The sequence below is a fragment of the Gordonia sp. IEGM753 genome (assembly GCF_050321825.1).
GTDB lineage: Bacteria > Pseudomonadota > Gammaproteobacteria > Pseudomonadales > Pseudomonadaceae > Aquipseudomonas.
Map to the genome: position 1 here is coordinate 2,620,400 of NZ_JBNQGB010000001.1, position 19,859 is coordinate 2,640,258.

Here is a 19,859-nt window from a genome sequence, read left to right on the forward strand (position 1 = left end):
TCTCGTTCGACTCATTGAACAGTGGCCAGACACGCCCGCTTTCCAACAACGACGAGAACATCACACCATGCGACCACCCTTCCAGACTCGCCCAATGACGGCGAACTTTCGCAGTGCCTTGCTCTGCGCCACATTCCTTGGGCTTGGCACGTTTGCACAGGCGCAGGCGCAGGCCGGCGAAAGTACCGCGCGCGAATACCATATCGGCGCCGGTGATCTGGGAACCGCCCTCACCCGTTTTGCGGCTGAAACCGGTGTGGTGCTGTCGTTCGATCCGACGCTCACCCGTGGTCAGTCCACCCATGGCCTGGACGGCACATTCACCCTGACCGAAGGGCTCGACCGTCTGCTGTCCAACTCAGGGTTGCAACCGGTGCGCGAAAGCGACGGGCGTTACTCGTTGCTGCCACGTGCCGGCGACGCGTCGGTGATGGAACTGGGCAGCACCGAGATTATTTCCAACGAATTGGGGACCGTCACCGAAGGCACCGGCTCCTACACGCCGGGCAACATCGCAACTGCCACGCGCCTGGTGCTTTCGCCGCGCGAAACGCCACAATCGGTCACCGTCGTCACGCGCCAGCACATGGATGACTTCGGGCTGAACAGCGTTGACGACGTGATGCGCCACACGCCAGGCATCACCGTGTCGGCCTTCGACACCGAGCGTAGCAACTACTACGCACGGGGCTTTTCAGTGAACAACTTCCAGTACGACGGCATTCCCTCGACGGCGCGTAACGTTGCTTATTCTGCTGGCAACACCTTGAGCGACATGGCCATTTATGACCGCGTCGAGGTGCTCAAGGGCGCCACAGGCCTGCTCACGGGTGCAGGCTCGCTGGGCGCCACCATCAACCTGGTGCGCAAGAAACCGACCGCCCAGTTCCAGGGCCACGTCAGCCTGGGCGCAGGTTCCTGGGACAACTACCGCAGCGAACTCGACGTCAGTGGCCCCTTGACCGAATCCGGCAACGTGCGAGGCCGGGCTGTTGCCGCGTATCAGGACAAGCAGTCGTTCATGGACCGCTACTCACGCAAGACTCCGGTCTACTACGGCATCATGGAATTCGATTTGTCGCCGGAGACGATGCTCACGGTCGGCGGCGACTATCAGGACAGTTTGCCGAAAGGCTCTTCATGGTCGGGAAGCTTCCCGCTGATCAACGCCAACGGCGATCGCAACCATGTCTCGCGCTCGTTCAACAACGGCGCCGACTGGAGCAGTTGGGAGCAGTACACCCGCACGGTCTTCGCGATTCTGGAGCACAACTTCAGCAACGGCTGGCTGGCGAAGCTGCAAATGGATCACAAGATCAACGGATACCACGCCCTCATGGGCTCGATTCAGGGCGACACACCGACAACCGATGGCAGCTCGTTCCTCACCCCTGGCAAGTACACCGGTGAAACCGTCAGCGACTCCGCCGACCTGTATGTCACCGGCCCTTTCAGCCTCTTGGGACGCGAACATGAACTGGTGCTGGGCGGCTCCATCGCCACCTCGAACTGGAAGGGCAAAGGTTACTGGAACTATACGCCTTACGGTCCTAACGCCTTGGACTTCAATAATTGGCACGGCAACTTTCGCGAACCTGACTGGGGCCCGTTGTCGCAACGGATCGACGATACCGTCCGCCAGACCGGCGCTTACGTCACCACCCGCCTCAACGTCAGTGATGACCTGAAAGTGTTGCTTGGCGGACGCGTGGTCGATTATCAACTGACCGGGCTGACGCCCTCCTATAAAGAAACCGGACGCTTCGTGCCCTACGTTGGCGCGGTGTATGACCTGAACGACACGTACTCGGTCTACGCCAGTTACACCGACATTTTCATGCCTCAGGAAAACTGGAATCGCGACCGCGACAACAAAATACTCGAACCGGATGAAGGCCAGAATTACGAACTGGGGCTCAAGGCCGAGTTTTACGAAGGACGCTTGAATGCCAGCGCGGCCTACTTCGAAATTCGCGAAGACAATCGCTCAGTGTCTGACGACGACTACAACAACCTCAAACCCACCCCGGCCAACTACGCGTTCAAAGGCACTAAAGCGGTGACCAAGGGCTACGAGATCGAAGCTTCTGGCGAGTTGATGCCGGGCTGGCAAGTACAGGCCGGATACACGCACAAGATCGTGCGCGACGATGACGACGTGAAAATCTCTACCTTCGAACCCGAAGATCAAGTCACGCTTTACACCACTTACAAGCTCGGCGGCGCCCTGGACAAAATGACTGTCGGCGGTGGCGCTCGCTGGCAGAGCGTCGGTTGGCAGGACATCTACAACTCACCGCATGGCCGCTATGAAGAATTCTCGCAGAAGGCGTATTGGCTGGTTGATGCCATGGCCAGCTACCGGTTTACCGAAAAGCTGTCGGCAACGTTGAACGTCAACAACCTTTTCGACAAGTCGTATTACACCAACATCGGCTTCTACAATTCCGCCGCTTACGGTGAGCCTCGCAACTTCATGCTAACCACTCGCCTGGACTTCTAAAACACGGGCTTAGACTAAAGCCTGAAGTGTTGCCGCATGGCCTGCGCGAGCACATTGACCGCCTCGTCGGCTGCTGATGCCGACGATTGCATGAACACGATTTCATGCTCCGGTATGACAGGAAACCCTTCGAGTATTTGCATGTTCTGCGTCACGCGGGCGCGGTCGATCAAACTGATCGCCAGTCCCGCCTCGACACAGGCCTTGATCGCCTGATTGGAAGGGCTTTCCAGCACCACGCGCGATTGGCGACCGCTGTGCTTGAGTGACTCCATCATCGCTTGCCGATAAGGGCACTGCGCCGCATGCACCGCCAGGGGCAGCGGATCGTGGGAGGCCACCACGCTGTTTACCGGCCCGACCCAGACCGGTGTGGTCGCCACCAGAACGTGCACCTGTGGGCTTAGTTGCCCGATGGGTTGGGTAACCACAGCGGCCTGCAACTTGCCTCGTTGTACCAGGTCGCGCAGGGTGTAGCTGGGGGCAGTTTTCAGTTCCAGCACCACATTGGGCCAGGCTTGCGCGAACGTCGGCAGGATGTGCCGGATGACATGCTCCGCGTACTCATCCGGCACGCCCAACGTGACGCGTCCCGCCAGATGAGTGCCGTGCAAGTCGGCCAATACCCGGTCATGAGTGCTCAGCAGTTCGGTGGTCGACACCAGCAATCGCTTGCCGAGCACGGTCAGGGAAACCGACTGATTGTCGCGGTTGAGCAATCGCCCGCCAGCGACCGCTTCCAGCCGCTGAATATGCACACTCACCGCCGCAGGGCTCTTGTGTAACTGCTCGGCCGCCGCACTGAATTTTCCGATGCGCGCCACGGCATGAAAAGTTCGCACCAGTTCGATGTCGAGGATTGCTGTCATTGTTTAATCTTCGTGAATGAGTGCTGCATTTAATTTTGATTTATTAGATTACACCGATCTCGTAGCGTGTGTTGATGAACCCGCCAACAGCACTTTCCCGTCAGCAACACGCCACGCCCCACTGGGGTCGAACGCTGCCATTGCCGTTACTTGAGGCCGCATTGATTTTGACCTGGAGTTCCGGCTTCGTCGGGGCGCGCTTTTCGATTGATTATGCACCGGCGCTGCTGGTGGTGTTTTGGCGGTGCGTGGCCGTCACGCTGATTCTGCTGCCCTTCGTTGCCCGGCAATTACGGCGAACGTCACCGGTTGCGCTGCTGAAAAATGCAGGTATCGGCCTGCTGGCCATGGCCGGCTATCTGGCCGGCGTCACCCAGGGCATTGCCTTGGGCGTGCCAGCAGGCCTTGCCGCGCTCTTCGCTGATCTGTTGCCGATGGGCATGGCTTTGCTCGCGGCTGCGGTGCTTGGGCAACGGCTGGTATGGCAGGTCTGGGCAGGACTGGTTATCGGCCTGATCGGTGTGATGCTGGTAACGCATGGCGCACTGGCGTGGGGTAACGCGCCGTTATGGGCGTACGGTCTGCCGCTACTCGGCATGCTGTCGCTGGCCGCTGCCACACTGTGGCAAAAGCAATTACCCGCTGCGGACTCCCTGGGTCTGCTGCCGAATCTGTGGCTGCAATGTGCGGTATCGAGCGTCGCATTCGCCTTCGTCGAGGGTGCGCAAGGCAGCCTCGCGCCGATCCCCAGCACAGGTTTTGCGCTGAGCGTTTTGTGGACGGTGGGCTTGTCGACGCTGGGCGGTTATGGGCTGTATTGGATTTGCCTGCGCCGCGCCACAGCCACGCGGGTCGCGAGCATTTTGTACCTGAGCCCACCCGTTACGATGCTGTGGGCCTGGGCCATGTTCGATGAACCGCTGTCATGGCAAATGGCGTCCGGCATGGCGGTGTCCGGGATCGGAATCTTGATGGTGGTGCGCTCAGAGGCCCCGCGGCAAAGCGACTGAGGCGAGGCGAAAGATGCGCGGTCATAAATCTGTCATTCACACCTGATAATGCTGTTGCGCCTTTGCGATCTGCTTCAGTTCAACCCCTGGTCGATAGTTTGCGTGCAAGGCTCGGCCGCTCTCAAGGCGATTTTCAAGGTGTACTCAAGCACGACACACACGCCCATCATCCTGCGATCCAGCGACTTGAACTGCGACGACTTCGGCGCGCTGTTCTCGAAGATGTTCGGCAACCGCTATGCCGACAGTCCGCCGCCACCTGACAACATCATTATCGGTGGTGTCTACGGCAGGCACGAAGGAGTCAGTTTTCGCCGCATGCATTACCGTGGCGACTTCACGGTGGTGTTCCCCGCTCCGCATGACGAGATCACGTTCGTCATCCCTACTGCGGGCAAGATCATTTTCAAGCACGTGACCGAGTCGGTGGGTTATGCCCACATCGGACTGGCTATCGACAAGGCCGATATTCGCTCGATGCAATTTGTCGACAATCACGCGCAGCACGGGATTTCCATTAATCGTGCGTTGCTGACCGAGCGACTATCGACACTGCTGGGCAAACCGATTCTGCAAAAGGTGCACTTCGAACCGGCAGTGGATTTGAACGCGACGGCTTTTCAGGGCATCCGGGCATTGGTTGAACTGGCCACCGGCGCCGAGTTCGACGTGTTGATGCACACGGGTTCGTTGATGCCTTCACGCCTGCGTGAAATGCTGGTGGATGCGGTGCTGGAAGCGTGGCCGCACAACTTCACCGAAGCCCTGCGCCGCCCTGCTCCGAACATTGCACCAAGGCATGTGAAACTTGCCATCGAGTACATTCAGGATCATCCCGAAAACAGCGTGAGCAGCACTGACCTTGCCGTATTGAGCAACGTCAGCCTGCGCGCATTACAAGATGGTTTTCGGCGTTTTGTGGGCACCTCGATCATTGGCTACCAGCGACAGGTTCGCTTACAGCGCGCCTATAAAGCACTCACCGACAGCGTGCCGCTTTCCGTGACAGAGGTGGCTTTGCAACACGGATTCAGCAACGTCGGTCGATTTTGCCGGTACTTCCAGAGTGCCTACGGCGTCAGCCCGGCCCACGTGCGAAAAGGCCTGTAGCAGCAAAGTGGAATGAGTGATCTGCTGTGTCAGGCACGACCATGTCGAACGTGAAATAGCGTTCGTCGGAACGCCGCCCGAAGCAAGCTCGCTACCACAGGTAAACACTGCAAAATCATTGTGGAAGTGAGCCTGCTCCGGGCGGCGGTAGCGGTGGTTCTGGATGATCAGAACAAGTAGCTGGCCTTGAGGCCGCCACTGAACCCGTGGCTGTCGCCGCCGCCACTGGCACCGACTTCGGCGCCCAGGCTCAGCGCGCCGAGGTTGGCCATGAGATTGACGCCACCGGTGAATTGGTCCCGGTTGTCGAAGGCTGCACGCTGCTCAATATCCAGCCCCAGCAACTGCCCTTCGCTATTAACCTGATGATCACCCAGTGCGTGCTCGTACCCCACTTGCAAACCTGGCACCAGTTTCCACTCGCCGGCGCTGACCGGAGCGAATGATGCGTTGAGATTGGCAAACGCGCTGCGGCGGGTCGCCTTGAGGTCATCGACCTGAAGCGCCAGCTCGCTGCCTTTCTCCTGGAACCCCGATACATCCAGGTGACTGATGCGCACGCCAAGGCTTGGCTCGACGATCATCGCATTGACCGGCAGGCGATACCCCAGCGCCAGGCTTGCCCCCGAGAGATTGCCATGGCTGTCACCCTTGGCCGTACCCAGGCCACCACCGAGTTCGCGTTTGCTGTCGTAGTCGAGCCAGCCCGCGTTGGCGTCGGCGCTCACAAACAGGCCGTGCTCCAGACTGCCCGGTGCGAAACGTGCACCCACGCTGAAGAAGGTCAGGTCGGTGTCCACCTCGCCGCCCGCGCCGCCCACATTGCCCCGGCTGTAACCAAAACCGGCATGAGCACTGAGTTGTTCGCTGAAACGTTGAGTCAGGCCGACCATCGTTCCCTGGCTGTGCTCGTTGCTGCTGGCAGCATGGGCCGAGCCATCAGTGCCCAGATAGCCCGCCAAAGCAGTCGTCCATAAACGGTATTGACCGATTTTCAGGTCTGCGCCGTGGGTATAGGGGGCAGCGGCCTGATCGATCAACGCACCTTGGCGCAGCAGGTAACTGGCAGCGTCGGCGTGCACCTGGCCGCCGACTGTGGAGTCGACGCCTCCCAGATTGCCGGCATCGATGGCCGACTGCAGGTAATAGTTATAGGCCGTGTAGGTGCCCGACAGGCTGCTGTTTTGCAGTTGTCGCAAAAGCTGCGCTCCGGCAGCGGCGTTACCGATCAGCCCTGCCTCGCCGGGCAGGCTGTTGTAATAAACCATCTTGGCTCGCAGCACGTAGAGGGTTTCTTGCGACAGGCCCAAACCTTGTTTGAGGTAGTTATCCATGCTGCCGTACTCCGCCGTCACCTGGTCCAGCCCGGCCTGCAGGTAACTCGCGTCCACACCCAACAGCGGCGCGTAGATGGCAGCCATACTCGCCGGCATCGCCGCCAGGGTCGCTTTCACTCGGGCGGCCGTGTAATCGTTGGTCGCCAGGTAGTTGCTCATGATGGTCGCGTTGTCGACCCCTGCGATGCTCTGCAATACCGCGGCGGTCCAGCCTGTACGGTCCTTGCCGGCCGTGCAGTGGAACAGTGCAGCGCCGTCGGCTGTGGCCAGTTCATTGAACAACTGGCTGAACTCGCTGCGCATTCCGGCGTTACGCACGAAATCGCGGTTGGTGTCTTGCATCATCGCGATGGCACTGGCCGCGCTGGTGATGGAAATGTTGGTGATGTTGGCACCCGACGTGCCGCCGCCGATGATATCGATGTGGGTGTACGTAGCCCCCTTCAGCATGGTGTCGGGCGTCGCGGCGATCTCGCTGGGCGTGCGCAGGTCATACACCGCTGTAATGCCAAGGCTGTTCAAGGTGGCCAGATCTACCGCCGACGGGGTCAGTGCATTGGAGCGGTAAAAAACTCCCGCACGCATCGTGCCGTCGTTGGCGGTGGAATACGCGCTGGTGATGCCAGCGACGTCGCGAAAGTTGTCGATGCTCGACAGACGAGGTGTATTGAGCTCAGAAGTATCGGCAGCATGAGCCGCTGCGACGGACAGGCTTAAAACGGACAGTGAACACAGAAGACGTTGAAACACGGTGCAGCCTCACGAAAAAAGCGTTGGGCTGGCTACTATCTTGTGCCGATGTGAAGCTGAATGTTACAAATCATCTGCGCAGGGAAATCGCTGCGCAATGGGTCCGTGACCTTCGTTTTTGGTCCGAAACACCTCATACATGGCGATTTATTTTTCAGGATGATCATGCAAGTACGATTGACGCAAACCAGGGATTGGCAGCATTTGAAGCACATCCGTCTCGCCGCGTTGCTGGACGCGCCCACGGCATTCGGTGTGAGTTACCAGACGGCGGCGGACTACAGCGACGAGCAGTGGCAACAGCGAGCGTCCTCCACCGGGACGCAATTCTGGTTGGCTTTCCAAGAAGATCAACCGGTAGGAATGATCGGCGCTGCTGTCGATCAAGCCAACCGCTACAACTTGATCGCGATGTGGATAGATCCCGCGCAGCGTGGCGCAGGCCTGGCCACTCAACTGGTCGATGCGGTGAAATCCGCTGCGTTGCGCAAAGGGCATGACCAGATTTTCCTGGACGTTTCCCCTGTCAATGAACGGGCGGCGAACTTCTACCTGAAACAAGGTTTCGTCTACATGGACGAATGGGAACCACTGGAAAGCCACCCGCATATCATGCTCCAAACCATGGTCTGGACGGTCTGAAATCAAGGAAGAGTTCATGCAAGACTTTAACCTGCGACCTGCCCAACCTGGCGATGGCCAAGCTGTTTTTGACGTCACCCGGCAATCGATCGCCGAGCTCTCCAACGGGCGCTATAGCCCGCAGCAACTCAATGGCTGGATGGGGGAACGAACCCCTGCGTTTTACGAGCAACTGCTCCAACGAGGGCTAATGGTCGTGGCTCTGCAACAGGAGCGGATCGTCGGATTTGTCGATTCAGAACCCGGTGAAGTCACGCGGCTGTTTCTGCTTCGCGAAGCCAGCGGCACCGGCCTTGGCGCACACCTGCTCAAGATCGGTATCGAAAATGCACGTGGACCAGGCATTCGCATGATCAAGGTTGAGTCGACGCTGAACGCGGAAGGCTTCTATGCAAAGCATGGTTTTGTCACACGCTCGCACGGGGTTTTCAGCCATGGCGTCGGTGGGCAACCGATAGACATCATTCACATGGAGCTGGCGTTGTAATGATGCGCAGCCGCGCTGTCGCTCAGGCAGGTTTGGGGTGTGATTGAAGGTAGGCCCTCAACAGCAAAGTAACCTGCTGTTCGAGGCCCGCTTCGAAGGCCGGTGATGCATTCCCTTCCAGCAAGGCTCGTACCGGGCCGACCACGGCACTGAGCGCGATGGCAGCGGTTAACACAGGGTCTTCAAAATGAGCATCGGCCGCCGTCGCCAACAAGGCTGCGGTTGCCGCAACCATTCGCGCGTTGATGCGAGCGACAAGTTCTGCCCCGCCCCGCTCCCCCGCGATGGCATATAGAGCTTTCGACACGGCCGGCTCACGCAGCTTGACCGCAAGAAAAGCTGCCACCAAACCTGATGCCATATCAGCAACCGACGTGCCCTGATACCGATCACAGGCCAACTCGACAGTTTCGGCAACTTCGACCAGATGCTTTTCCAGAACCGCCGCCAGCAACGCATCACGGTTCGGATAGTACTGATAGAGGCTGCCAACAGACATGCCGGCGCGCTCGGCCACGCGGGTGGTGGTGCATCGAATCAGCCCCTGCTGGGTCAAAACCTGAAGGGTGGCCGTGTGCAACGCCTCGACGGTTGCGGCGGAGCGGGCTTGAACCGCTGATTTTCTTGGCTTTAATGACGCTTTGAGGTTGCTCATGGAATGCGAATTCAAAACCTGAAGGATCCTTCATATTATAGTCGTCCTCACGTCAGGCAAAGGTGACAGACATGACCCCCTCGGAAAAAAGCAGCACCTTCAATCTCGGCAATCGCACGGTCAACCGCATGGGTTACGGAGCAATGCAGTTGGCGGGCCCTGGCGTGTTTGGACCGCCAAAGGATCGTGATGCGGCATTGGCGGTGCTGCGCGAGGCGGTCGCATCTGGCGTGAACCACATCGATACCAGCGACTATTACGGTCCGCATATCACCAATCAGATTATTCGCGAAGCACTGCATCCGTATAAGGACAACCTGACTATCGTCACCAAGATCGGCGCCCGGCGTGGCCCTGATGGCGGCTGGCTTGAGGCGTCGTCTAAGGATGACCTGACGCAGGCCGTGCATGACAACCTGCGCAACCTGGGACTGGACGTGCTCGACGTGGTCAATTTTCGCGCCATGCACAGCCCGATGGGGCCGGGCGAAGGCTCTATCGAAGCGGCGCTGACCGCCGTGGCAGCGTTGCAACAGCAAGGGCTGGTGCGCCATATCGGCATCAGCAATGTCACGCCAACACAGGTTGCCGAAGCGCGAAAGATCATCAACCTCGTCTGTGTCCAGAACCTGTACAACATCGCCCACCAACACGATAACGCCATGATCGACGAGTTGGCCAACGACGGCATTGCCTATGTGCCGTTCTTCCCGCTGGGCGGATTCACCCCGGTGCAGTCGTCTACGCTGAGCAGCGTTGCCCAACGGCTGAACGTTAAACCGATGCAGTTGGCGCTGGCGTGGCTGCTACGTCGCTCACCCAATATCCTGCTGATTCCGGGCACTTCTTCGGTGACCCATTTGCATGAAAACATGGCAGCGGGCGAACTGGAACTCTCGGACGCCGTAATGAAGGAGCTGAACGCTATCGCCGATTGAACCTGCGAAACGTGCGTTGGCCGCACGGTCTGTTCCAGCCAACTTCGTCCCGATTTTATCTGCTGCTGCCAGGCGACCACCGGTTAGCATGCCTCCTCACACAGGGAGGTATGCCCGATGCCGGACGCCACTCGTCTTTACCTGGTCATCGTTGCTGCCACACTGCCGCTTAATCACCCTTCCTGAAAAACGCTTTGAGCGTGAAACTTTCCCCCGTTTCTGATTTGATTGCACACAGCGAATTGAACGTCAGTTTGAGCAAAGAAACCAAGGGTGAGTGGCGTGGGGGAAAACCTGAAAAATCTTACCCGTGAGGCGCTTGAGTCAGAGGTCGTGCGTCTGCGCCTGGCACTCGGGAATGCCGCAATGGCAGCGCGCAATGCTGCCTGCGACGACATCGACATTCACCCTGAAACCGCACTAACGGCCAACCTCGAATACCAGGAAGCACGTCAGCGCGCGATCTTCGCCAGCGCCAAAGATTTTGCCATTGTGGTGACTGACCCGAACGGCAACATTACCGAGTGGAACGCCGGCGCCGCTTTTGTGATGGGTTGGACCGCCGAGGAAATGCGCGGCCAAAGCGCTGAACGGTTCTTCACCCCTGAAGATAGGGCCTGCGGCCGGATAGAACAGGAAATGCAGCGCGCCCTACGTGAAGGGCGCGCGTTGGACGATCGCTGGCACCTGCGCAAGGATGGCCAGCTGTTCTGGGCGTCAGGCGAGATGATGCCGCTCTACGCCGACGATGAGACCCACCTCGGTTTTGTCAAAATCCTGCGCGATCGTACCAGCGAGCATTTGGCGGCCCTTGCCGTAGCCGAAACTCAGGAACGTTATCGACTTGCGCTGAAGGCCACCAACGATGCCGTCTGGGACTGGGACCTGGCCACAAACCAGGTGATCTGGAATGACGCGCTGCAGCATGCTTACGGCCACGTCCTGGCCACCTTCGACTCAACCGGTGAAGGCTGGATAGCGCAAATCCATCCCGATGACCAAGCACGCATCCATGCCTCGATCCATCAGGTGATTGAGGGCAACGGCGTTGCCTGGACCGACGAATACCGCTTCCGACGCAGAGACGGCTCCTACGCCGAGGTGCTCGATCGCGGGCACGTGATCCGCACCGCCGATGGCCGCGCCGTGCGCATGATCGGCGCGATGCTCGACCTCACGCAGGCCCGAAGCGCTGAAACCGCGCTGCGCAAAAGCGAGGAGCGTTTCAGAACGATATTGGAAACGATCGAAGCGGCATTCGCCATCGTCCAGGTCAAATTCGATGCTGACGACCGGCCGGTGGATTACCGCTTCGTGGAGGCCAATCCGGCCTTCGAACGCCAGGCTGGCGTGAATCTGCGCGGTAAATGGGTCACCGAGTTCGCACCCGACCTGGAGAGCTTCTGGTTCGAAACATACGGGCACGTCGCCAAGACTGGCGAGCCCGCAAACTTCGAAAATTACGCCAATACCTTTGAACGCTGGTTTGACGTCCGGGCCGTGCGTGTGGGTGACCCCAGCGAGCGGCAGATCGCGATTTTCTTCAGTGACGTCACCGAAAGACGCGCCGCGCAGGAGCGCCTGCTGGTCAGCGAAGCGGTTGCGCGAGAAAACGTGGAGCGGGTTCAACTGGCCCTCGCCGCCGGTGCAATTATCGGCACCTGGCACTGGGATCTACCGACCGACCGTTTCACCGTGGACGAAGCCTTTGCACGGGTTTTCGATCTCGATCCGAAACTGGGTCGCGATGGCCTCAGCCTGGAGCAGGTGGTGGTCACCGTGCACCCCGATGACAGAGAGGGGCTGATAACCGCCATCAATGAAGTCATCACCCGGGGCGGCGCCTACTCTCACCAGTATCGGGTGCGCCGCGCGGACGGAAAGTACAACTGGATTGAAGCGAACGGCCGGGTCGACTGCGCTGAAGACGGCACCCCGCTACGCTTCCCCGGCGTGCTGATCGATGTCGAGGAACGACGTTCGGTTGAAGCCGAGCGCGACCGGGCGACGGCGCAATTGCGCTCGCTCAATGACACGCTCGAACAGCGGGTGACCGCGCGCACCACCGAGCTGATGCAGGCCGAGGAAAAGTTACGCCAATCACAAAAAATGGAAGCCGTCGGGCAATTGACCGGCGGGCTCGCCCACGATTTCAACAACCTGTTGGCTGGCATCTCCGGTGCACTGGAGTTAATGGGCACCCGGATCGCCCAAGGCCGGTTGGCTGATGTCGACAAGTACATGGTCACCGCCCAAGGCGCTGCAAAGCGGGCTGCGGCCCTGACACACCGGCTTCTGGCTTTCTCAAGGCGTCAGACGCTCGACCCGCGGCCGACCGATGTGAACACGTTGATGGCGGGCATGACCGAACTGATTCAACGCACGGTGGGTCCCAGCATCCTGGTCGAAACGGTGGGGGTCAAAGGTCTTTGGGCAACGCTGGTAGACGCGAGCCAACTGGAAAATTCACTGTTGAATCTTTGCATCAATGCGCGCGATGCGATGCCGGATGGTGGGCGCATTACCATCGAAACGGCTAACAAGTGGATGGACCGCGAGGCCGCCCGTTTGCACGATCTGCCTGAAGGTGAATACCTTTCCATCTGCGTCACGGACACCGGCACCGGCATGTCCGCCGATGTCATGACCAAGGCCTTTGATCCGTTCTTTACCACCAAGCCGATTGGCCAGGGCACTGGCCTCGGACTGTCAATGATCTATGGGTTCGCCAAGCAATCTGGCGGGCAGGTACGCATCTACTCGCAGGTTGGCCGAGGGACCACGATGTGCATTTACCTGCCGCGCTACTACGGTGATGCCGTGCAGGATCAGGTCGATGCACAGGACACGACCGCAACCATCACGCCGGCCGGCGAGACCATTCTGATCGTGGACGACGAGCCAAGCGTGCGCATGCTGTTGACCGACGTCCTGGGCGATCTGGGTTATACCTTGATAGAAGCTGCCGACAGCGTTGCCGGGCTCAAGCTATTGCGCTCCGACGTGCACATCGACCTGCTTATCACCGACGTCGGGCTGCCCGGTGGCATGAACGGCCGGCAGATGGCCGACGCGGGACGCGAAGTGCGCAGTGGCCTCCAAACCCTGTTCATCACCGGTTACGCGGAAAACGCCGCCATCGGCAATGGCCGCTTGGGACCGGGAATGCAGATACTGACCAAACCCTTTTCAGTCGACACATTGATCTGCCGTGTTCGTGAGCTGTTGTCGGCGAAGGCCGTTTGAAACGCAGTGAGGTCGTCGTGTGCTAACGTTCGGGCTCGGCCCCTTTTCGACGTCAAAAGCCCATGAGCATCGCTGACAATCTGATCGCCTTTACCTTCGCCGCCACGCTGCTGACACTCACGCCCGGTCTCGATACCGCGCTGATCTTGAGAACAGCAACGGTTGAAGGCAAACAACAGGCATTGCGTGCAGCGCTGGGTATCAATGCCGGTTGCTTGCTGTGGGGTGCAGCCGTTGCCTTTGGCCTGGGCGCCTTGATCGCGGTGTCCGAACTGGCTTACAACGTGTTGAAGTACTGTGGGGCGGCTTACCTGGCCTGGCTCGGACTGAACATGCTGTTGCGCCCTCGCCGCTCGCTCTCGCTGACGGAACCTGGCCAAAAACCACAGGCCAACTGGTTCCTCAAAGGCATGATGGGCAACCTCCTCAACCCTAAGATCGGCATTTTCTACGTCTCTTTTCTGCCGCAGTTCATTCCCCACGGACAACCACTGATTGCCTGGACATTTGGCCTGGTCGGCATTCACGTGATGATCGGTCTGCTATGGTCAGTGGCGCTGATTAGCGCGACCCAACCCCTTGCCGGTGTGCTGCGTCGTGGAAAAGTGATCACATGGATGGACCGCACGACAGGCATGATATTTGTGCTGTTTGCCGCTCGACTGGCCTTCAGCAAGCGCTAACGGCCCAATGATCGCACTACTCTTCGGCGCGGTTCGTGGTATCACGATCCAGGCGATTCCAAGCAACCCACGAGGTTCGTTTCTCATGAGCAATAAGCCCTATGTTCCGGCGAAGGTCTGGAAAAATAACGCCCCGTCCGGCGGCCAGTTCGCCAACATCAACCGCCCTACTGCAGGCCCGCCCCATGACCAGGCGTTGCCGGTGGGCAAACACCCGTTGCAGCTTTATTCGCTGGCCACGCCCAATGGCGTGAAGGTGACCATCCTGCTGGAGGAACTGTTGGCGCTGGGGCATACCGGCGCCGAGTACGACGCCTGGCTGATTCGCATTAACGAAGGCGACCAGTTTTCCAGCGGCTTTGTCGAGATCAACCCAAACTCAAAAATTCCGGCGTTGCTGGATCGCAGCGCAGAACCCGCGGTGCGCGTCTTCGAATCCGGTTCCATCTTGCTGTACCTCGCAGAAAAGTTTGGTGCCTTGTTACCCACCGATCACGCCGGCCGCACTGAAACCCTGAACTGGCTGTTCTGGCAGATGGGCGCAGCGCCGTACCTGGGCGGCGGCTTCGGGCATTTCTACGCTTATGCGCCGGACAAGCTCGAATACCCGATCAACCGCTTCACCATGGAAGCCAAGCGTCAACTGGACGTCCTGGATCGTCGACTGGCCGAAACTCAATACTTGGCCGGCGAGCACTACACCATCGCCGATATCGCGGTATGGCCCTGGTACGGACAACTGGTGCGCAACAATGTGTACTCGGCCGCCGAGTTTCTGTCGGCCCACGAATACACCCATTTGCAGCGCTGGGCCGAAGAGATCGCCAAACGCCCGGCGGTCATTCGGGGTCAAAGGGTCAACCGGACGTGGGGCGATGAGTCGAGCCAGGTGCCGGAGCGGCATCAGCCCAGCGATCTGGATTGAGCAGCCGTTTTTCACGCGTGATCGGCAAGGTGGCGCTGATACATCGCCACCGACAGCGCATGCCCATCATGCGAGAGAAAGATGCGATCGACCTTGGCCTTCAGATCATCGGCGAGCTGCTGACCACACGCAGTGCCAGTCCTTCATAGGCATCCAGCGTGATGGTGAATTCACCCTCGGGCGTCAGATCACCTTCCACCCGTTCGTTGATGATGTCGACCACCGGCCCCGGCGCGATATTGGGCAGGTGCAAGGTTTCGGTGATCGGCGTCGAGCCGAAATTCAGCGCAGTGATTTGCGTGCCTTTGCCGGCCGGTAGTTCATGAACCATGATCAGTAGCCCCGGATGCTGAACATCGGGAATCAGTATCTGCCGGCTCGCGGCGATGTCGTAGGAACGGCGTACCGCGAGAATTTTTTTCAGCTGCGAGGCAAACGAATCCGGGTCTTTCAACTGGCTGGTCAGGCTGCCGTACAAGGTTTTCGGACGCGGCATCTTGCCCGCCGAAAACTCCGCTTGCGGGTTAAGTTCGACCAGATCGTAGGCACCGCGATGAATCCACCGCGTGTCACCGTCGAGCATCAAATGCGCAACCTGCTCGGCCGGTAACGGCAGCGCACCCACCAGGTCCCAGCCCGACAGGGCAAACACGCCAGGCTGCATCGCGTTGTACATCACCAATAACAGGTGAATCTGGCGTATCCGCTGAATATCTTCGGCGGTGATTGCATCGAGGTCGCGGATGCCCAACGCGGCGGTGATGATGCTCGCCGTGGTGCAAGACACGCCATTGGTCACAAATTTCAGGTTGTAGGGCGCGTGTTCGCCAGCCAGGCGTTCGTACATTTGTTCGCGAATGTGCTCGCGCAAGATGCTGCCGGGGAACGTCTGGCCCTGATACAGGAAGGTGTCATGCGCGTGCAGCGTCCAGAAATGCACCAGTTCGAGGGTCAGTTCGTCGTGGTTCTGCAAGGCATGGATCAGCGAACCCGGGTCGATGCCTTGGGCGTGCATCTGACGCAGCATCAAACGCAGGAATTCCGTGTCGCCCATCAGCAGCGCATGTTGATAGGCCGGCCGAGTGATGAAATCGTACGAGAGATCGGCGCCGCCGTGAGACATCGCGGCGATATCGTCGACGGTCAGGTTCAACTCTTGAAAACTGAAACCGCCAGCCTTGCGAATCGCGCCGGCCAGCAACTGGTTGCCGGTGATCGATAACGGATGGCTTTCAGACCAGGCCGTGCCATCGAGTTTGCGCTCTACGCCAAGAAAGCCGTTGGCGTCCAGGCGCAGAATCTTTGCGCCCATGACGTCGATGGCATGCAGCGCATCACCGATGATCATCTGTTGGGCGGCGAAGGTCGGGTCCAGCCAGTTCAACGACGGCTGGCCCTCTTTGAAGTAATGCAAGTAAACCCAGCGTCGGGCCTTGCCATCAACGCCCATCACCACCGGTGTCGCACTCCAGTCGGTTTCCTTGACCCCGGGCTCGAAAAAGATCACCCGTTGCAATTGGCCAACGATGTAATGCTTGTCGCGCAGAAGATCTACCTGTACCGGACTGAGGTTTTGCGCATCGCGGCCCTCCGCAATGTCCGGCAGCAGCGGCCAGTCTTCCTCACGGATTTCGACCATGTGGTAGAGCCCCGGATAATCCTCATACGCCATCTCGGCCAAGCGAAAGTCAGCGCCCTTGCCGGTGTGCGACGGGATGACATCGTCGATGATGACCGCGTTGTGCGCGGCGGCCATACGGCTCAGCGACTGCAATTGCGCTTCGGTGCCCAGTTGCGGGTCGATATCGAAACTGATGCGGTCGAAATTGCCGTCAATCGTGGGGGTGTGTTCGGTGCCCGACAGCCCGCCGGAGCGTTTCAGCGGCCCGTTGTGAATGCCCTGGATACCAATTCTCGACAGCGCATGCCACAAGGTTTCATCGCCGAGCGCCTCAAGCACCGTGCCGTCTTCGCGGGTAATAATCGAATCCGGGTAGGCGGTAAACCACACGGAAGCGAGCGCGCAAGCATCACGAGGCCGGGTTTGTGCATAGGGCTGTTGCCACAATCGGCCCTGGCCCGAATAGAGTTTGGCCCGTTGCCTTGCGGCGTGAAGCATCGATTGCTCAACCAACCAGTCCACATGCTTTTTATCAGCCATCGTCATAAAAACAATCACCCGTGGTCATGAAAAAATTGCACTCGCCTCGCTGCATACCAGGCGTCGCTTGTTTTCATATGAGGGCATGACGTGGCATTCGTTGCATCGTGATCACGGCACCAGCAACACCTCATGAATCTCTATTAACGGTGTGACGCCCTGCCGCCGCTTGCTATCGAGCCAACTTCTGGTTTTGTTCACATCGAAAATCTGTCCCTGCGCCATCAGTGTCAGTAACAGCTTATCCGACACCCGATAGCGCCCGCAGTCTGGACAATCTCGTTCCTCCCAAGGACCTTCACACTGAATGCGTTTCGCAACACCGACACAAATCAGACAATTCATTATGCTCACCATTTTTTTTATTAGTGGGGCCCGAAAAGTCATGGGCCACTGACGATTTCTGGCACGCAAGCACGTGCCGAATGCGTTGACGATCCTGGTAGTTGATCGACTGACAACCGTTTGGGAAGTTCGTGAGCATGGCGCTTTCAGGACGAAGAGGTCGTATCTGTCGCGAATGCCAGTCTTGTGCCCCTCAGTTATCACTCTGCAATTGCTCTGCCAACCAGTTGATCAACGCGCGAACTTCTCTACGGTCATCCTCTCCCTGTTTTCGGAAAACCGATATCGCATCGGGTAAAAACACACTTTCTGCACAAGGCCTCGCCAATACACCGCTGTCAATCATCCTGCCTGCGGTACGGCGCCAGCCCATTGCAATGCCATGTCCTTCAACCGCGGCCTGAAGCATCAAGGGATAACTGTCAAACGCAGGTCCCTGTGAATGCGCTTCCAGCGTCTGACCTTGCGCCTGCAGCCAGCTGTCCCACTCCAGCAAATGAGGTGGTGTACTGCGATGGTGCAATAGAGTGTAGCGATGAAGATCGGTAATTTTCAGTGATTGTCTATCCGCCAGATAAGCGGGACTGCACACCGGAAAGACTTCATCGGAAGCGGTAAACGCCAGAACGTGCGAGCCGCTGGCACGGCCGGTACTTTGTAAGGCCACATCAAAGGTGTCACTGAATTCAGTCAGCGGACGAGTGGTGGTGGCGAGTTGAATCTCGATTTCCGGGTGTTGCTGATGAAAGGTCGACAAGCGCGGCATTAGCCAATAAAACGCTTCGCACAGTTGGCAGAGTAGAACCACCCGGTTTTGTCGGGGCGCTTCGCGAAGGGCTGCGGCGCTGTCACTGATGTTGTGCAGCGCCGCGCTCACCACGCGACCCAATTCAGCGCCCTCGCGCGTCAAAAACACCGCGCGGTTACGACGGGTAAAAAGGACTGCTCCAAGGTTTTCTTCCAGCGCGCGAATCTGCCGGCTGATGGCTGCCTGGGTGAGGTGTAACTCATCGGCAGCCTTTGAAAAACTGCCCAGCCTCGCCGCCGCTTCAAAGGGCAGCAAACTGGCGAGTGGCGGCAATGTCTTCCCGAGTTTATTCATAATCTGAGGTTATGCATCCAGGACCGAGAACTCGTTTGTAGCACACTGGCGATGCTGTGCAACATGAGCTGAATACTTCACGGATGACGCTCGAATGGCCACCGCTCAGACCAACATTATCATCGGCGTCATGCTGGCCGGGGTCGCGACCCTGAGCTGGGCGCTCAATTTCATCGCACCCTACGTCACGGGCAACTACAGCCTCTACGACTTGATGCTGGTGAAGTTTCTGATCGCCGGCGGCATGGGCGTAGCGGTTGTGGTGCTGTGCCGAAACCAGCTCAGGTTGGTTCGACACCAGCAGCGAATGCTGGCGGCGGGCCTCGGGGTGCTCGGTTACCTGGGGTACAGCGTTTGCATTGCTGCCGGGGTCATTTTCGGCGGGCCGGTGCTGACGGCCGCCTTCATCGGGATGGTGCCGGTGCTGCTCGCCCTGCTGGGCAACGCCACGAACAAAACCATCCTGTGGCGCAGTCTGGCGCTACCGCTGACGTTAATGACCGCAGGCCTGTTGCTGTCGAACATTGGCAGCCTCAATCAGCCCACAACCAGCAACAACTCGTGGCTATTGGCGGTGGCCTTCTCCGTCAGCGCCGTTGCCTTGTGGCTGGCTTTCAGTGTGATCAATCAACGAGCCCTGGAAAAACTGCCGGCCAATGCAACCGGGATCTGGACGGGCCTGATGATGGTCGGTGCGGGCTTAGGGACCGTATGCCTGCTGCCTATAGTGTGGGGGCTGGGCCTGCTCGAACTGCCGATATTGGGCACAGGCATTTCGCAGGCGGGGCCGCTGTACCTGTGGAGCTTGCTGATCGCGGTGATGTCATCGCTGGTCGGTGCCTGGGCCTGGAATGCAGCGTCCCGTCGCTTGCCCATGGTGCTGAGCGGGCAGTTGATATCGCTCGAATCGCTATTCGCCACCCTGCTCGGCCTGATGTTTCATGGGCGGCTGCCGACCGGCCTGGAAACCACAGGCTTGGGTGCGGTGCTGCTGGGTGTGGGAATGGCTGTACATGCTGTGCACCGGCAATCAAAAACCAGTGCACGGTGTGACAAGCCAGTCACTCATCCGAGCGCGTAGCGTTGTGCCGTGGGT

16 protein-coding genes are annotated in these 19,859 nt (G+C 59.0%); 10 read left to right on the top strand and 6 right to left on the bottom strand.

Translation table 11 applies throughout. The features are described from left to right. Window positions 1-67: 67 nt before the first annotated feature. On the top strand, window positions 68-2,503 hold the full coding sequence (locus ACQR3R_RS11725; protein ID WP_428272333.1) for a TonB-dependent siderophore receptor: 2,436 nt from the start codon (window positions 68-70) through the stop codon (window positions 2,501-2,503). A 14-nt stretch (window positions 2,504-2,517) separates the two neighbouring features. Here the strand turns inward: ACQR3R_RS11725 and ACQR3R_RS11730 are convergent, their stop codons facing one another. Next, window positions 2,518-3,372, bottom strand: a complete 855-nt coding sequence (locus tag ACQR3R_RS11730; RefSeq protein WP_428272334.1) for a LysR substrate-binding domain-containing protein — start codon at window positions 3,370-3,372, stop codon at window positions 2,518-2,520. A gap of 74 nt (window positions 3,373-3,446) precedes the next feature. Between ACQR3R_RS11730 and ACQR3R_RS11735 the strand changes: the two genes are divergently transcribed. Then, the gene (locus ACQR3R_RS11735) at window positions 3,447-4,382 is read left to right on the top strand and encodes an EamA family transporter (RefSeq protein WP_428272335.1); all 936 of its coding nucleotides are present in this window, start codon (window positions 3,447-3,449) and stop codon (window positions 4,380-4,382) included. Window positions 4,383-4,520: 138 nt separating this feature from the next. Next, the gene (locus tag ACQR3R_RS11740) at window positions 4,521-5,492 is read left to right on the top strand and encodes a helix-turn-helix domain-containing protein (RefSeq protein WP_428272336.1); all 972 of its coding nucleotides are present in this window, start codon (window positions 4,521-4,523) and stop codon (window positions 5,490-5,492) included. A gap of 167 nt (window positions 5,493-5,659) precedes the next feature. Here ACQR3R_RS11740 and ACQR3R_RS11745 read toward each other — a convergent pair whose 3' ends face one another. Beyond that, a complete protein-coding gene (locus tag ACQR3R_RS11745; protein WP_428272337.1) occupies window positions 5,660-7,579 on the bottom strand; it encodes a tyrosine-protein phosphatase in 1,920 nt (639 codons plus the stop codon). A 165-nt stretch (window positions 7,580-7,744) separates the two neighbouring features. On the opposite strand from ACQR3R_RS11745, the gene ACQR3R_RS11750 reads away from it, so the two are divergent. Continuing rightward, complete coding sequence (locus ACQR3R_RS11750; RefSeq protein ID WP_428272338.1) at window positions 7,745-8,221, top strand: GNAT family N-acetyltransferase; 477 nt, start codon at window positions 7,745-7,747, stop codon at window positions 8,219-8,221. A 16-nt stretch (window positions 8,222-8,237) separates the two neighbouring features. Beyond that, window positions 8,238-8,708: a GNAT family N-acetyltransferase gene (locus tag ACQR3R_RS11755; RefSeq protein ID WP_428272340.1), complete on the top strand. Its 471-nt coding sequence runs from the start codon at window positions 8,238-8,240 to the stop codon at window positions 8,706-8,708. Window positions 8,709-8,730: 22 nt separating this feature from the next. Here the strand turns inward: ACQR3R_RS11755 and ACQR3R_RS11760 are convergent, their stop codons facing one another. Then, window positions 8,731-9,363: a TetR family transcriptional regulator gene (locus ACQR3R_RS11760; protein ID WP_428272341.1), complete on the bottom strand. Its 633-nt coding sequence runs from the start codon at window positions 9,361-9,363 to the stop codon at window positions 8,731-8,733. Between the two features lie 71 nt (window positions 9,364-9,434). Here ACQR3R_RS11760 and ACQR3R_RS11765 point away from each other — a divergent pair, with 71 nt between their 5' ends. The 4 genes from ACQR3R_RS11765 to yghU all read left to right on the top strand — a co-directional run bounded on the left by ACQR3R_RS11765 (window position 9,435) and on the right by yghU (window position 15,155). Next, on the top strand, window positions 9,435-10,301 hold the full coding sequence (locus ACQR3R_RS11765) for an oxidoreductase (RefSeq protein ID WP_428272342.1): 867 nt from the start codon (window positions 9,435-9,437) through the stop codon (window positions 10,299-10,301). 273 nt (window positions 10,302-10,574) lie between these two features. Then, window positions 10,575-13,547 (top strand): PAS domain-containing protein, encoded by a 2,973-nt coding sequence (locus ACQR3R_RS11770; RefSeq protein ID WP_428272344.1) that lies wholly within the window; start codon window positions 10,575-10,577, stop codon window positions 13,545-13,547. 62 nt (window positions 13,548-13,609) lie between these two features. Then, a complete protein-coding gene (locus ACQR3R_RS11775) occupies window positions 13,610-14,230 on the top strand; it encodes a LysE family transporter (protein ID WP_428272346.1) in 621 nt (206 codons plus the stop codon). 85 nt (window positions 14,231-14,315) lie between these two features. Then, complete coding sequence (gene yghU / locus ACQR3R_RS11780) at window positions 14,316-15,155, top strand: glutathione-dependent disulfide-bond oxidoreductase (RefSeq protein WP_428272347.1); 840 nt, start codon at window positions 14,316-14,318, stop codon at window positions 15,153-15,155. A 100-nt stretch (window positions 15,156-15,255) separates the two neighbouring features. Here yghU and treS read toward each other — a convergent pair whose 3' ends face one another. The 3 genes from treS to ACQR3R_RS11795 form a co-directional block, all read right to left on the bottom strand. Next, window positions 15,256-17,322 carry a maltose alpha-D-glucosyltransferase gene (gene treS / locus ACQR3R_RS11785; RefSeq protein WP_428272348.1) on the bottom strand — a complete coding sequence of 689 codons (2,067 nt, stop codon included), beginning with the start codon at window positions 17,320-17,322 and terminating at the stop codon, window positions 15,256-15,258. 105 nt (window positions 17,323-17,427) lie between these two features. After that, window positions 17,428-17,661 (bottom strand): hypothetical protein, encoded by a 234-nt coding sequence (locus ACQR3R_RS11790; protein ID WP_428272349.1) that lies wholly within the window; start codon window positions 17,659-17,661, stop codon window positions 17,428-17,430. 193 nt (window positions 17,662-17,854) lie between these two features. Continuing rightward, window positions 17,855-18,763, bottom strand: coding sequence for a LysR substrate-binding domain-containing protein (locus tag ACQR3R_RS11795; RefSeq protein ID WP_428272350.1), 909 nt, complete (start codon window positions 18,761-18,763; stop codon window positions 17,855-17,857). A gap of 94 nt (window positions 18,764-18,857) precedes the next feature. On the opposite strand from ACQR3R_RS11795, the gene ACQR3R_RS11800 reads away from it, so the two are divergent. Further along, entirely contained in the window at window positions 18,858-19,844 is a 987-nt protein-coding gene (locus tag ACQR3R_RS11800) for a DMT family transporter (RefSeq protein ID WP_428272351.1), read from the top strand. The last annotated feature ends 15 nt before the right edge of the window (window positions 19,845-19,859 follow it).

What these genes read in the sequence shown, in the direction of transcription:
- ACQR3R_RS11760 (WP_428272341.1), bottom strand. Translation starts at nt 9,363, where the DNA reads ATGAGCAACCTCAAAGCGTCATTAAAGCCAAGAAAATCAGCGGTTCAA.
- ACQR3R_RS11800 (WP_428272351.1), top strand. Translation starts at nt 18,858, where the DNA reads ATGGCCACCGCTCAGACCAACATTATCATCGGCGTCATGCTGGCCGGG.
- ACQR3R_RS11790 (WP_428272349.1), bottom strand. Translation starts at nt 17,661, where the DNA reads ATGAATTGTCTGATTTGTGTCGGTGTTGCGAAACGCATTCAGTGTGAA.
- ACQR3R_RS11735 (WP_428272335.1), top strand. Translation starts at nt 3,447, where the DNA reads ATGAACCCGCCAACAGCACTTTCCCGTCAGCAACACGCCACGCCCCAC.
- yghU (WP_428272347.1), top strand. Translation starts at nt 14,316, where the DNA reads ATGAGCAATAAGCCCTATGTTCCGGCGAAGGTCTGGAAAAATAACGCC.
- ACQR3R_RS11765 (WP_428272342.1), top strand. Translation starts at nt 9,435, where the DNA reads ATGACCCCCTCGGAAAAAAGCAGCACCTTCAATCTCGGCAATCGCACG.
- ACQR3R_RS11725 (WP_428272333.1), top strand. Translation starts at nt 68, where the DNA reads ATGCGACCACCCTTCCAGACTCGCCCAATGACGGCGAACTTTCGCAGT.
- ACQR3R_RS11795 (WP_428272350.1), bottom strand. Translation starts at nt 18,763, where the DNA reads ATGAATAAACTCGGGAAGACATTGCCGCCACTCGCCAGTTTGCTGCCC.
- ACQR3R_RS11730 (WP_428272334.1), bottom strand. Translation starts at nt 3,372, where the DNA reads ATGACAGCAATCCTCGACATCGAACTGGTGCGAACTTTTCATGCCGTG.
- ACQR3R_RS11755 (WP_428272340.1), top strand. Translation starts at nt 8,238, where the DNA reads ATGCAAGACTTTAACCTGCGACCTGCCCAACCTGGCGATGGCCAAGCT.
- ACQR3R_RS11750 (WP_428272338.1), top strand. Translation starts at nt 7,745, where the DNA reads ATGCAAGTACGATTGACGCAAACCAGGGATTGGCAGCATTTGAAGCAC.
- treS (WP_428272348.1), bottom strand. Translation starts at nt 17,322, where the DNA reads ATGACGATGGCTGATAAAAAGCATGTGGACTGGTTGGTTGAGCAATCG.
- ACQR3R_RS11775 (WP_428272346.1), top strand. Translation starts at nt 13,610, where the DNA reads ATGAGCATCGCTGACAATCTGATCGCCTTTACCTTCGCCGCCACGCTG.